At 70.9% G+C, this 12,953-nt stretch carries 13 protein-coding genes; 4 read left to right on the top strand and 9 right to left on the bottom strand.

Annotated elements, in window-relative coordinates:
- The first annotated feature begins 214 nt into the window (after positions 1 to 214).
- Positions 215 to 1,435 (top strand): cysteine desulfurase-like protein, encoded by a 1,221-nt coding sequence (locus ACFWBQ_RS20000; RefSeq protein ID WP_385490500.1) that lies wholly within the window; start codon positions 215 to 217, stop codon positions 1,433 to 1,435.
- Between the two features lie 60 nt (positions 1,436 to 1,495).
- Here the strand turns inward: ACFWBQ_RS20000 and ACFWBQ_RS19995 are convergent, their stop codons facing one another.
- Positions 1,496 to 2,017: a hypothetical protein gene (locus ACFWBQ_RS19995; RefSeq protein WP_329207038.1), complete on the bottom strand. Its 522-nt coding sequence runs from the start codon at positions 2,015 to 2,017 to the stop codon at positions 1,496 to 1,498.
- 253 nt (positions 2,018 to 2,270) lie between these two features.
- Between ACFWBQ_RS19995 and ACFWBQ_RS19990 the strand changes: the two genes are divergently transcribed.
- Positions 2,271 to 2,888: a YceI family protein gene (locus ACFWBQ_RS19990; protein ID WP_383804349.1), complete on the top strand. Its 618-nt coding sequence runs from the start codon at positions 2,271 to 2,273 to the stop codon at positions 2,886 to 2,888.
- Positions 2,889 to 2,975: 87 nt separating this feature from the next.
- Here ACFWBQ_RS19990 and ACFWBQ_RS19985 read toward each other — a convergent pair whose 3' ends face one another.
- From ACFWBQ_RS19985 to ACFWBQ_RS19975, 3 genes are read right to left on the bottom strand one after another with little or no spacing between them, the layout of a single operon-like run.
- Entirely contained in the window at positions 2,976 to 3,608 is a 633-nt protein-coding gene (locus tag ACFWBQ_RS19985) for an SAM-dependent methyltransferase (RefSeq protein ID WP_385490497.1), read from the bottom strand.
- Entirely contained in the window at positions 3,605 to 4,645 is a 1,041-nt protein-coding gene (locus ACFWBQ_RS19980; RefSeq protein ID WP_385490494.1) for an NAD(P)/FAD-dependent oxidoreductase, read from the bottom strand. The genes ACFWBQ_RS19985 and ACFWBQ_RS19980 overlap by 4 nt, the downstream gene beginning before the upstream one ends.
- Positions 4,646 to 4,660: 15 nt before the next feature.
- A complete protein-coding gene (locus tag ACFWBQ_RS19975) occupies positions 4,661 to 5,107 on the bottom strand; it encodes an ATP-binding protein (protein ID WP_385490491.1) in 447 nt (148 codons plus the stop codon).
- A gap of 111 nt (positions 5,108 to 5,218) precedes the next feature.
- Here ACFWBQ_RS19975 and ACFWBQ_RS19970 point away from each other — a divergent pair, with 111 nt between their 5' ends.
- Both ACFWBQ_RS19970 and ACFWBQ_RS19965 read left to right on the top strand, forming a co-directional pair.
- Complete coding sequence (locus tag ACFWBQ_RS19970; RefSeq protein WP_385490488.1) at positions 5,219 to 6,037, top strand: Scr1 family TA system antitoxin-like transcriptional regulator; 819 nt, start codon at positions 5,219 to 5,221, stop codon at positions 6,035 to 6,037.
- Between the two features lie 3 nt (positions 6,038 to 6,040).
- Positions 6,041 to 6,292 carry a DUF397 domain-containing protein gene (locus tag ACFWBQ_RS19965; RefSeq protein ID WP_385490486.1) on the top strand — a complete coding sequence of 84 codons (252 nt, stop codon included), beginning with the start codon at positions 6,041 to 6,043 and terminating at the stop codon, positions 6,290 to 6,292.
- Positions 6,293 to 6,413: 121 nt separating this feature from the next.
- Here ACFWBQ_RS19965 and ACFWBQ_RS19960 read toward each other — a convergent pair whose 3' ends face one another.
- From ACFWBQ_RS19960 to ACFWBQ_RS19940, 5 genes are all read right to left on the bottom strand, one after another.
- On the bottom strand, positions 6,414 to 7,037 hold the full coding sequence (locus ACFWBQ_RS19960) for a malonic semialdehyde reductase (RefSeq protein ID WP_385490483.1): 624 nt from the start codon (positions 7,035 to 7,037) through the stop codon (positions 6,414 to 6,416).
- A 152-nt stretch (positions 7,038 to 7,189) separates the two neighbouring features.
- Positions 7,190 to 9,208, bottom strand: coding sequence for an acetoacetate--CoA ligase (locus tag ACFWBQ_RS19955; protein ID WP_385490480.1), 2,019 nt, complete (start codon positions 9,206 to 9,208; stop codon positions 7,190 to 7,192).
- Between the two features lie 16 nt (positions 9,209 to 9,224).
- Complete coding sequence (locus tag ACFWBQ_RS19950) at positions 9,225 to 10,844, bottom strand: bifunctional 3-(3-hydroxy-phenyl)propionate/3-hydroxycinnamic acid hydroxylase (RefSeq protein WP_385490478.1); 1,620 nt, start codon at positions 10,842 to 10,844, stop codon at positions 9,225 to 9,227.
- Positions 10,841 to 11,779, bottom strand: coding sequence for a fumarylacetoacetate hydrolase family protein (locus tag ACFWBQ_RS19945; protein WP_385490475.1), 939 nt, complete (start codon positions 11,777 to 11,779; stop codon positions 10,841 to 10,843). The genes ACFWBQ_RS19950 and ACFWBQ_RS19945 overlap by 4 nt, the downstream gene beginning before the upstream one ends.
- Complete coding sequence (locus tag ACFWBQ_RS19940) at positions 11,776 to 12,921, bottom strand: VOC family protein (protein ID WP_385490473.1); 1,146 nt, start codon at positions 12,919 to 12,921, stop codon at positions 11,776 to 11,778. Before ACFWBQ_RS19940 ends, ACFWBQ_RS19945 begins: the two co-directional genes overlap by 4 nt.
- Positions 12,922 to 12,953: the final 32 nt, after the last annotated feature.

The raw sequence follows: 12,953 nt of genomic DNA, 5'->3' as shown, positions 1-12,953 counted from the left end.
ACCCGGTGGGCGCCGTGACGTGCCGGGCGGCCCCGGCCCGCGCGCTTTCGCCCCGCGGGCGGCGCCGCGGCGGGGGGCCGGGCCCGGCGGGGGGCCCCCCCCCCCCGGCTGCACGCCGGGCACCCGCGCGGGGCAGGATCGATCCTGTTCGGGGCCAATACCCGTGCGCCGACTCCGGGCCCAGCGGGTCCGCAGCCATGTTCCAGGAGAACGCATGCCCTTCGACGTCCACGCAGTCCGCGCGCAGATCCCGGCCCTGAAGTCCGGGTCGGCCCGCTTCGACGCGCCCGGCGGCACCCAGACGCCCCAGCCGGTCATCGACGCGATCACCGACGCGCTGGCGAACCCGCTCGCCGTCCGGGGCACGCAGAACGAGGGCGAGCGCAACGCGGAGGCCATCGTGGCCGGGGCCCGGTCCGCGCTGGCCGACCTCCTGGGGGCCGAACCGCGCGGCATCGTGTTCGGCCGCAGCTCGACGCAGCTCACCTACGACCTCTCACGCACCCTGGCCAAGGACTGGGGGCCCGGTGACGAGGTGGTGGTCAGCCGTCTCGACCACGACGCCAACATCCGCCCCTGGATCCAGGCCGCCGAAGCGGTGGGCGCGACGGTCCGCTGGGCCGAATTCGACCCCGCGACCGCGGAGCTGACGCCCGGCCACGTCGCCGCCGTACTCGGCGGGCGGACCCGGCTGGTCGCCGTCACCGGCGCGTCCAACCTCGTCGGCACCCGCCCCGACCTGCCCGCCATCGCCGGGCTCGTCCACCGCGCCGGCGCCCTGCTGCACGTCGACGCCGTGCACTACACGGCTCACGCGGCCGTCGACCTGACCGCCGTCGGCGCGGACTTCCTGGTCTGCTCGCCGTACAAGTTCCTCGGTCCGCACATGGGCGTGCTGGCGAGCCGGCCCGAACTGCTGGAGACCCTGCGGCCCGACAAGCTCCTGCCGTCCACCGACGCGATCCCGGAGCGCCTGGAGCTGGGCACCCTCCCGTACGAGCTCCTGGCCGCCGCCCGCGCCGCGGTGGACTTCATCGCCTCGCTGGCTCCCGGCACCGAGGGCACCCGGCGGGAGCGGCTCCTCGCCGCCTTCGAGGAGATCGAGGCGCATGAGGACGCCCTGCGGGCCCGTATCGAGACCGGGCTGGCCGCCCTCGACGGGATCACCGTGCACTCGCGGGCGGCCCTGCGCACACCGACGCTGCTGCTGACGTTCCCGGGCCGCTCGGCCGCGCTGGCCTCGCGGTATCTGGCCGAGCGCGGGGTCGACGCTCCGGCCGGCTCCTTCTACGCCCTGGAGGCCTCGCGTCATCTGGGTCTGGGCGACGGGGGCGGGCTGCGGATCGGCCTCGCGCCGTACAGCAGCGCCGAGGACGCCGACCGGCTGCTGGACGCCCTGGCCGCGTTCCTCACCGCCCACCCCGCCGACGCCTGAGCGTCCCCGGACCCACGGGTGCCCCCGTCCCGCCGGACGGGGGCACCTGTGCGTGCGGGATCAGCAGCCGCCGCAGTTGTAGTACGTCACGTCCCAGTGGTTGCCCTCGTCCGCATAGACGTTGCCGGATCCGGACTGGTACTGGGGTGCTCCGTCGCCGCGCACGCCGATGTAGGTGAACGCGCTCTTCACGTAGTTCGTCAGGCAGGTGGTCTTGCCGAAGTCGAGCTTGTAGCCGTTCCAGTGCGAGTACGTGCCACTGGCGTGCCCGGTCTCGGTGCCGCCGGTGATGTTGAGCCCGCATCCCGTGGCGCTCTTGAGCGTCTGGGCGCCCTGGGCGCTGGTGAGGTTGAGCTGGTCGAAGGACGTACAGGTGGAGACGTTCCGGTTGGAGCAGCCGCCGGACGACGACCAGGTGATCCCGGAGGAGCTGAAGCGGGAGGTGGCCTGGGAGTGGGTCAGCTTGGTCACGGCGTGGGCCTCGGTCGCGCCGCCGATCACGCCGACGCCGGGTGCGAAGAGCACACCGAGGACGAGGGCGAGGGCGGTCAGGGCCGAGCGGAGTACGGGACGGGTCAGCATGGGGGATTCCTCCTGCTCATGACAAAACGGGGGATGAGCGAGCTGCCGTGCGGGGCGAGCAGGGAGATCCTGCCCGGTTCTACGCGCGTCCGCCAGAGGTACCGCATGACCGAAAAGCATGCGGAGCGGCTTTCGGAAGGGCCTGGACCCTTGTTGTTGAATTTCGAACCACATTGGTCTACAGTCAATCTCGTTGAAGGTTAAACAAGAACTTCGACAGCCACTCGCCTGAACACGTCCCCGAGGAGAAGCCATGGCTCTGTTCAACCGCAAGAACAACGACGCCCCGTCCACCACCGCCACCCTCGCGGTGGACCCCGCACTGGCCGCCCTGACCGGCACCTACGCGATCGACCCGGCGCACAGCAGCATCGGCTTCACCGTGCGCCACGCCATGGTCACCAACGTGCGCGGCTCCTTCGGTGAGCACGAGGGCACCCTGCAGCTGGACGGCACCGACCCGGCGAACTCCTCCGCCTCCATCGACGTCAAGATCGCGAGTGTCGACACCGGCATCGCCGACCGTGACGGCCACCTCGTCAGCGGCGACTTCTTCGAGGCCGAGAAGTTCCCCCTCATGACCTTCCGGTCCACCACGGCCGAGCAGCTCGGGGGCGACAAGTACCGCGTCACCGGCGACCTCACCATCAAGGACGTCACGCGTCCGCTCGCCATCGACCTGGAGTTCAACGGCTCCGCCACCGACGTCTACGGCAACGAGCGCGTGGGCTTCGAGGGCAGCACCGACATCCTGCGCTCCGACTGGGGCCTGACCTGGAACGCGGCGCTGGAGACCGGCGGCGTGATGGTCAGCGACAAGGTCAAGCTGAACTTCGACATCTCCGCGATCAAGGCCGCCCCGCAGGCCTGAACCGTACGGAGGTCCTGAACCGAGCGCGCCCGCCTTCGCTCCCCCACGGGGGAGGAAGGCGGGCGCTCGGCGTCCGGGGCCGCCCGGTCACACGGTGCGGCGCACCTTCAGCGCGTTGTCCGTGCGGGTGGTGGGGTTCCCGTCCGGGTCGTTCTGGATCCGCTCGTGCTCCGCGCTGACCAGCACCTCCCACTCCCCGTTCGGGAGTTCGAGGGAGGCGAGCACCTCGTCCGTTGTGGGCAGCTCCACATCCGGGTGGTCGTGCTCCCAGGCGGGGAAGCCCGCGTGCCCCACGATCAGGAGTACGCCGCCGGGCGCGACCACCGAGGCCGCCTGCCGCAGGATCCGCTCGCGCGGCAGATCACCCATGGAGTGCAGGAACTGGGCGGAGACCAGGTCGTACTCCCCCTCCGGGAACGAGGCCCCCAGGTCGTGCCACTGCCAGTCGATCCGGTCCTCCACGCCCGCCTCGGCCGCATGTCCGGCCGCCCGGTCCAGAGCGACCCGCGAGATGTCGGTGGCGGTGACCGTCCAGCCCCACCGGGCGAGCCAGACCGCGTCGGCGCCCTCGCCGCAGCCGAGGTCGAGGGCGCGCCCCGGCTTCAGACCGTCCACTTCACGGACCAGTGCGGTGTTGGGGTTCCCGCTCCAGATCCGGTCGCTCTCGCGGTACCGGTCGTCCCAGAGTTCGGCGTCGGTCCGGGTGGTGTCGTCGGTCATCGTGTCTCCTGCAGTCCGTGACGGCGGTCCCCGAGCACGCGCTCGGTCACCTTGCGCTCGGCCTCCGCCGAGAAGGGTTCCCGCCGAGCGGCGACCGCGCGGCCGGTGTCCTCGGTCACGAGGTCCGCGTTCATGGCCGACCCCGCCTTCAGCCCCGCGTTGGCGGCGCCGATGACCTGCTCCATGAGGTTGGCGACGTTACCGGCCACCCATACCCCGGGGACCTCGGTCGCACCGGTCGGATCGGCCGCGATGTAGGTGCCGATGAGGTGGTCGCCCATCTCCATCGCGGTGGGCACCAGGCCGAGGCTCTCCAGGACCCCGGAACGCGCGGTGAAGCGCGGCTGGACCACGAGCGCCTCGCGCGGGATCACCGTGCCGCCGGCCAACCGCACTCCGGCGAGCCGGTCGTCCTCCACGTCCAGCCCGGCCACCTCGCCGTCCACCACGGCGATGCCCCGCGCGGCCAGTTGCTCGTACTCCTCGTCGGTGAAGTCGGCCTGGAGGTGCCGGAACAGCACCACGTCGTCGCTCCACTGCCGCCAGAGCAGTGCCTGGTGCACAGCCATCGGACTCACGGCCAGGATGCCGATCGCCCGGTCCCGTACCTCCCAGCCGTGGCAGTACGGGCAGTGCAGTACATCGCTGCCCCAGAGCTCGGCCAGACCCTCCACCTGCGGCAGCTCATCGACGAGCCCGGTGGTCACCAGCAGCCGGCGGGCCTCGACGGTGCTCCCGTCCTCCCGTACGACCCGGAATCCGCCGTCCGGGAGCTTCTCGGCCGCAACGGCCTCGCCCTCGACGATCTCGGCCCCGTACCCGGAGGCCTCCGCCCGGCCGATGGCCAGCAGTTCCGAGGGCGGGGTGCCCTCCCGGCCCAGGTAGTTGTGCACGTGGGACGCGGGTGCGTTGCGCGGGCTGCCCGCGTCGATCACGAGCACGGAACGCCGAGCCCTGGACAGGGCCAGGGCCCCGCTCAGGCCTGCGGTCCCGCCACCCACCACGACTACGTCGTAGCGCTGATTCTTGCCACTCATGCGAAACACCTCCATCTACGGCAGATGGTGCGCGCCCGGCCCCGTTTCGACAAGCTTGCTTGCCGAAGCGGCAAACTCGCACCAGACGGTCTTCCCCGGACTCCGCTCCCCCACCCCCCATGCGTCGGCGAGCGCCCCGACGAGCATCAGACCGCGCCCGTACTCCGCGTGCGGTGCGGGAACCGCGCCCTCCTGGACCTCGCCGCCCCCGCTGTCGTGCACCTCGATCCGGAACACGTGCCCCCAGGAGAGGTGGACGCGGAATCCGCGACCGGGCGGGACGCCGTGCACCAGTGCGTTGGTGGCGAGCTCGCTCAGGCACAGCAGTACGTCGTCGACGAGTACCCCGCACACCCAGTCGAGCAGCGCCTCGCGCACGAACTGCCGCGCGAGAGGGATCGACCTGCGCTCACGGCGGTAGAACGCCTCGCGGACGTGGAGGAGTTGAGTTGATTCATTCACGGGACGACTGTCACAGAACGTCACTAGGGTTGATCAGCGCGTCAGGTCGTACACCGCGTTTGTACGGGTGCTGACGGGTCCGGCGGGATCGCGTACGGGGAGAGGCACACCATGCACTCGGCAAAGAGGAACAAGCGGGTCACGTCCTGGCACGTGATCGGCGCGCAGGTCGCCACGTTCCGCAAGGCGGCCCGGCTGACACAGGCATCGCTCGCCGACCGGTTCTGCGTGGGCGAGGACACGATCGCCTCGATCGAACAGGGCCGCCGGCCGCTCCAGGCGGACTTCGCGGCGCAGCTGGACGAACTGCTTGACACCAAGGGGGTGTTACAGGTCGCGGTGGCGAAGGTGCCGCAGAGGGAGCGGTTTCCGGCGTTCGCGCAGGACTTCGTGGAGTACGAGCAGGAGGCAGTGACGCTGCTGTCGTACGAGAACCAGGTGGTGCCTGGGCAGCTTCAGACGGAAGAGTACGCGCGCGCCGTCTTCGTCAGCCTCTATCCGCCCCTGGAGGACGACGTGCTGGAGGAGCGGGTCGCTGCACGGCTCGACCGGCAGCGCATGTTCGACCGCAGGCCCCGGCCGATGGCCAGCTTCCTGATCGAGGAGAGCATCCTGACCCGTCCCCTCGGAGGACGCTCCGTGCTGCGCGAGCAGATTCAGCACCTGCGCCGCTGCGCCGAACTCCCTTTCCTGGGAATGCAGATCATGCCCACGGACCGGGAGAAACACGCCGCACTGGACGGTCCGATGGTCCTGCTGGAAACCCCGGATCACGATCAACTGGCCTACGTGGAGGGGCAACGGGTCAGCGTCCTGATCGACGATCTCGACGAGGTCAGTGTGCTGCAACAGAAATATGGGATGCTGCGTTCGCAGGCACTTTCCCCCGAGGAGAGCATGCGCCTGCTGGACGACCTGCTTGGAGAGTGAGTCATGCCTCGCGCAGCACACGCCACTTCCCTCACGTGGTTCAAGTCCAGCTACAGCGCCAGCGAAGGCGGCAACTGCCTCGAAGTCGCCTACGACTGGCGCAAGTCCAGCTACAGCAGCGACCAAGGCGGCAACTGCGTCGAGGTCTCCGCCCACCCCGCCGCCGTGCACATCCGCGACTCCAAGGTCACCGACGGTCCGGTCCTCACCGTGCACCCGGCCGCCTGGGCGGCATTCGTCAGCGCCACGGCCTAGACCACAAGCGGCGCCAGTGCTCAGGAGAGCACCGGCGCCATGGCATGGCACATCCCACCTCTGCGCCGACTGCTCCGGGGATGCTCGGACTCCGGGTTCCACGCGACCGCGGCAGCAACCGTCAGGCCCAGGCGACGGCGTCCTCGACGGGCACGCGGGGCAGCCGCGGGAACCACGGGTCGGCACCGGGGTGACCGATGTTGACCAGCAGATGCGAATGCCAGCTGGTACCGGCGAAGAACTCCTTGTCCACGCCGGCCTCGTCGAAGCCCGCCATAGGACCGGCTGCAAGCCCCGCTGCGCGCACTGCGAGCAGGAAGACCCCGCTCTGCAGTGCCGAGTTGTAGGCAGCGATGCTCTCGCGCTTCTCGACCTGGTCTGCGAACGCCGCTCGCAGCATGTCGCCGCGGGCCGGGAAGACAGTCGGCATCTGCTCGTGGAAGTCGACGTCGTACGCCAGGATCGCCACGGCCGGCGCGCTGAGCGTCTTGGCCCTGTTGCCCTCGTCGAGGTGCCGGCCCAGTCGCTCCTTGCCCTCGCGGGTGCGCACGAAGGACACACGCAGAGGCTGACCGTTGGCGGCGCTCGGCGACCAACGGGCGAGTTCCCAGATCATGGCGAGTTCGTCGTCCGCAACGGCCGTTGCGGCAAAGGTGTTCGCGGTGCGCGCTTCGGTGAACATCACCTTTCGCCCGGCGTCGTCAAGGACATCGAGGGCCTGCGGTGCGCGGTCGGTCGTGCTCATGGCTTTCTCTCTCTACTTCGGTTGTTCGGATGGTGTGGTGTGCCGGGGCGGGTCGACCGCCCCGGCACCACGCGGTGGGGACGGGGTTTGCGGGTGCCGGGCGGGGCTCAGGACCGGGTGCTGTCACGTGGCCTGTCATCCCCTGGCTGACGTCATGTGTGGTGTGTCGACCGCTTGTTCCGCTCCGCGCCCAGGCGGGCGAAGTAGGCGATCAGATCGGGGTTGTCGACCGCCGCGGGGTTCAGGACCTGCTCCGCGGGGACGCCCTGGAGCAGGCGCTTGACGGGAACCTCGAGCTTCTTGCCGGTCTTCGTGTGCGGGAGGGCCGGTACGGCGAGGATCTCGTCGGGGACGTGGCGGGGTGAGGCGCCGGCGCGGATCGCGTCGCGGATCTTCTCGCGCAGGGCGTCGTCCACGCCGACCCCGTCAGCAAGGACCACGAAGAGCGGCATCCAGTAGCCGCCGTCGGGTTCCTCCGCGCCGATGACGAGAGCCTCGGAGATCTCGGGGAGGCGTTCGACGACGTCGTGGATGTCGACGCTGCCGAGGCGTACGCCGTTGCGGTTGAGGGTGGCATCGGAGCGGCCGTGGACGATCACCGAGCCGTGCGAGGTGAGGGTGATCCAGTCGCCGTGCCGCCACACCCCGGGGTAGGCGGCGAAGTAGGCGTCACGGTAGCGGCTGCCGTCGGGGTCGTTCCAGAAGTACAGCGGCATGGACGGCATGGGCCGGGTGACGACCAGTTCGCCGACCTGGTCGACGACCGGGGCGCCCTTCTCGTCGTAGGCGGCCAGCGCCACGCCCAGGTTGGGGGCGGAGAGCTGCCCCGCCCAGACGGGGGTCGTGGGGGCGCTGCCGGCGAATGCGGAGACGATGTCCGTGCCGCCGCTGGTGGAGGCCAGTTGGACGCCGCCGCCCACGCGGTCGCGGACCCAGGGGTAGGCGGAGGCGGGCAGAGCGGAGCCGGTGGAGCCGACGACGCGGATGGCCGACAGGTCGCGCGCGGAGGGATCGATGTCCAGTTTGGACATGGCCAGCAGGTACTGGGGGCTGGTGCCGAAGACGGTGACCTTGTGGCGGGCCGCCAGCTCCCACAGGATGTCCGGTCGCGCAGCGGGGGCGGGGCTGCCGTCATACGTGCAGGTGGTGGCACCGGTCAGCAGAGTGGAGACGACCAGGTTCCACATCATCCAGTGGGTGGTGGTGTACCACAGCAGGCGGTCCCCGAGGCCCAGATCGGTGTGCAGGCCGAGAATCTTGAAGTGTTCGAGCAGGACGCCGCCATGGCCGTGGACGATGCCCTTGGGCAGGCCGGTGGTGCCGGAGGAGAACACCACCCACAGAGGGTGGTCGAACGGCACCGGGGCAAAAGAGAGGTCCTCGGTGCGGGTGGCCGCGTCCTCCCAGGGCACCGCCGGCGCCGGGTGCCCGCCCTCGGGCCAGGCGAGGCCCACGTGCTCCACGCGCACCGTGGCCTTCAGCGTCGGCAGGGCGGTAGCCAGTTCGAGCGAGGCGGCACGGCGGTCGTGTGCGGTGCCGTTGAAGAGGTAGCCGTCCGCTGTGATCAGCACCGTAGGTTCGAGCTGGGCGAAGCGGTCGGCGGCGGCCTTGGGCGCGTAGTCCTGGCCGCACACCGACCACACCGCGCCCAGGCTGGCGGTGGCGAGGAAGGCGATGACGGCGTGGGGGGTGTTGGGCAGATAGCCCACCACCCGGTCGCCCTGGCCGACGCCCAGGTCGCGCAGGGTGGCGGCGACGGAGGCGACCCGGGAGCGCAGTGTCCGGCCCGTGATCTCGTAGCCGGTTCCCGTCTCGTCCAGCGCGGTGATCGCGGGAGCGTCCGGCTGCAGGTTGCGCAGCGCGTGGTGGGCGTAGTTGAGGGTGGCGCCGGGGAACCAGCGGACGCCGGGCATGGGCTCCTCGGCCAGAACCCGCTCGTACTCGGTCGTCGCGTCGATGGCGAAGTATTCCCACACCGCCTCCCAGAACCCTTCCAGGTCGCTGACGGACCAGCGGTGCAGGGCCAGGTAGTCGGTGGGGTCGGCAACGCCGTCGGCGCTCTTGTGCCGGGCGGCCCATCCTGCGAAGTCCGCCATGCGGCTGTGGGCGGCCACGTGCGGGTCGGGAGTGAAGAAGGGTTCCGGGTACGGCGTGGGGTGCGGGCTGGTCATGGTGTGGTGTTCCTCATCAGGGGGCGGGCCGGGCGTCGGCGGTACGGCGGGCCGTGTGCAGCAGGGGGGCCCAGGCGGCGGTGTCCGTGAAGTCGCCGGTGCCGGCCGGGACGGTGTCCGTCACGACGCGGTCGGGGCGCAGCAGGACGGCGTCGGCACGGCCGCGTGCCAGCCAGCCGGCCAGGGTGCCGTCGTCGCCCAGTTCGTCGACGTGGATCGTCCGGGCGCCCAGTGCCGTGGCCACGGTCGTCATCTGCGCCGTGGGCGGCACAGCGGTCAGGACGGCGAAGGAGTCCCCGAGGACGTCATCGAGGCGCACTCGCCTGCCGTCGTGCCGTACCCAGGGCTGCGGGCAGAAGGTGCCGGCCAGCACGCGGCCGGTCAGCCGGGGGCGGCGCCGTACGAGTGGACCGGCGGCCAGTGCGGGGCTGAGGTCACGGCTCACCGCCCCGGTCACGCCGGGGAGGCGACAGACCGCGCCCACCACGGCCCGGCGAAACGCCGCAGCGCGGTCCTGCCCACCGGTCATGGCCCAGCCGACGGCGACCGCCACGCGGATCGCATGTCGGGCGTGCGGCTTGCGCTCGCGTTCGTAGGTGTCCAGCAGCCCCTCGGGTGCGCCCTGTTGGAGGACGCGGGCGAGTTTCCAGGTGAGGTTGCCGGCGTCGCGCAGGCCGGAGCACAGGCCCTGCCCGACGAAGGGCGGGGTGAGGTGGGCGGCGTCGCCCAGCAGGAAGACACGCCCCCTGCGCCACCGGTCGGCGAGACGGGCCTGGAAGGTGTACTGCGCCTGCCGGATCACCTCGAAGTCGTCGCACGGCGAGGCCGGCAGGTCCACCCAGGGGGCGACCAGCTCGCGCAGGCGCTCCCATCCGTCCGGACCGTCCAGGTTCTGGTCGTCGGCCAGCCGGAACTCCCAGCGGTAGCGGTCCTCGCTGATGCGCATGAAGGTGGCCGGCCGGGTCGGGCAGCAGATCTGCTCGGCGCCTTCCCAGGTACGCACCGGGCGGCTGGTGCGCACGTCGATGACCCGCCAGCTCTCCTGGAAGTGCAGGTCCTCCCAGTCCGTGCCGATCGCGTCACGGGTGAGACTGCCCGCACCGTCGCAGCCGAGGACGGCATCGGCCCACAGGTGCTCCTCCTCGTCGCTGCCGTCGCGCCGGAAGGTGACCCGGACGGAACCCGTCGAGTCGTTCGGTCCGTCGGTGTCCCGTGCGACGGACGCAGCGACGGACACGACCTCCGCCCCGCTCCACAGCTCGCATTCCGGGCGGCGCGCCAAGGCGTCACGCAGCAGGCGTTCCAGCTCGGGCTGGTTGAACATGCTCAGCTGCGGGAAGCCGTGGAGTCCGTCCATGGACCGCGGGAATTCGGCGATCACGCGGCGCCGGGCGTCCAGCAGCCGCAGCCCGGGCGCCGGGCGGGCGAGGGCGGCGAATTCCTCGTGGACACCGAGGCTCTGCAGGATCCGGCGGATCTCGTCGTCCACGACGACGGCGCGCGGCAGGGGGTAGATGTCCCGATGGCGTTCGAGGATCACGCTGGGCACCCCCTGCCGGGCGAGCAGGAGGGCGGCCGTGACCCCGACGGGTCCCCCACCGATGATCACCACCGGCCTGCGGGATGAGGCCTTCACAGTGCGTCCGTAACGGGGGTGCGCTGCTCGCCGAGGTCGATCCGCCCGTCGGGGGTGGCGATCGTGGCGGTGATGAGATCACCGCTGTGCAGGTACTTGGGGTTCTTGGCCTGGCCCTTGAAGAACGCCTTCCACTTCAGTGCGGGCGGCAGCAGAGCGGCGATCTTCGCGGCCGCCTTGGGCGGGGCCTTCAGGGCCGTGCCGCCGGGAGTACCGGTCAGCAGCAGGTCGCCCGGGGCGAGGGTCTGGAAGCGGGCGAGCAGGGTGAGCGCCTCTGCGGGCCGAACGATCATGTCGGCCAGCGTGCGGTCCTGGCGCGACACACCGTTGACCGACAGCCGCAGCCGCAGGTTCAGCAGATGGGCGAAGTCCTCGGGCTCCAGCAGGGCCAGGTACGGCCCCGTCGGCGTGAAGGTGGGATAGGACTTGCTCTCGTAGAACTGGGTCTTGGTCAGCTGGACGTCGCGGGCGCTGACGTCGTTGGTCAGGACGAGGCCGGCGACGTAGCGCGGCAGGTCCTGCTCCTCGACGACGGTGCCCACGGGCAGCGTCGCACCCATGACGAGGCCGAGTTCCACCTCGTAGTCGAGGAACTTCACGTGCGCGGGGCGCACGATCTTCTCGTGCGGTCCGCTGACCGAGCCGGACGCTTTGCGGAAGAAGGTGGCCGGGATGTCGCCGGTGAAGCCCGAATCCTTCGCGTGGCTCCGGTAGTTGACCATCTGGGCGACCACCCGGCACGGGGTGGTGACCGGAGGCAGCGCCACCAGATCGGCGACGGGTGTGCCGCTCTCGGCGGAGGCGGCAGCCTCGCGGACCGCGTCCCGGTCGGCGAGCAGCTCGGCGGTGGTGACCGCCTTGGTCCCGACGCGGACGGCGCGCTCGTCCCGGACGACCCACCAGCCGTCGTTGGTGCGCAGAACGTTGGTGCTCATGAGCTCATCGCTTTCATCAGGCCCAGCAGGCGTGCGGGGTCGAGTTCGTTGTCGCCACGCAGGGCAGTCATGACCTCGCGCAGCTTGGCGGGGGACGGGCTGGTGCCCAGGAAGTCGCGGGTGACCGGTGGGCCCCACTGGGCCAGGCCGCTCGCCGACATCGGCGCCCAGCCGGGCTCCAGGTCGCAGGAGAACAGGTCGCCGTCGGCGAAGTGCTCCAGCATGAAGTGGTCGGGGTCGCGCCAGTAGTCGAACAGCTGACTGCCCTGGATGTGCCGGCCGATGCCCCAGCTGCGCCGGTACCCGCGCTCGGCCAGGTACTCCCCGCCGGCGCCGATCGCGTCGAGGTCGGTGACCTGGTAGGCGGAGTGGACGTAGCCGGTTCCGGGCCCCAGGTGCAGGGCCAGCGTGTGGTGATCGACGGCCACGCTGCCCTGGTCGCAGCGGATGAACGCCATGGTCGGACCGCGATCGCGCTGCCCGTCCAGGAACAGGAAGTCGGACACGATCAGACCCAGCGTGTCCAGGTACCAGTCCAGGGTGCGGGCGAACACGCTTGTCTCCAGCACCACATGGCCCAGCCGCTGGATTCGGGACGGCTCACGGGGCGGACGCTGGGTGACGTTCGTACGACGGTGACCGGTGCCGAAGTTGAGCAGCAGCGGCTCCTGCTCGGGCAGCGCGGGCAGCTGCTCGGCGCAGTGCACGACCCGGACCGACAGGCCCGAGGGATCGAGCAGGGCGACCGACTGCCCGCCTCCGGGTACGCCGATGTCCCGGACGGTACAGCCGGTGGCGCGGGCCAGCCGGTCCAGGTCGCCCCGCTCGGCCGCGCGGAACGCCGGCCCGATGAAGCGGGACGTACGGCCCTCGCGGATCACCATGCAGGGCGAGCCGGCGAAGGTGCCGCGCAGCCACAGCTCGCCCTCGGTGCGGGCTGCGATCGCGAAGCCGAAGTCACGGGCGAAGACCTCGGCCCGGTCCAGGTCGGGCTTCTCGAACTCCAGCCAGGCCAGGTCGGCCACCTTGATCACGGGGTTCCGGGACCGTCCCGGATGCTCACCGCGCAAGGCGCCCTGCTCACTGTGGAGGTCTTGGTGCGGCGTCTGGGGAGCGGCTTTGTTAACGGGGGTGCGGGACATGGTGTCCTCCAAGCAACACTGCTGTAATGATG

It is taken from the genome of Streptomyces sp. NPDC060035 (assembly GCF_042736635.1).
In the GTDB taxonomy this organism is placed as follows: domain Bacteria; phylum Actinomycetota; class Actinomycetes; order Streptomycetales; family Streptomycetaceae; genus Streptomyces.
Note: the sequence above shows the minus strand (reverse complement) of the source record. Positions and strands in the feature narration are given on the sequence as shown.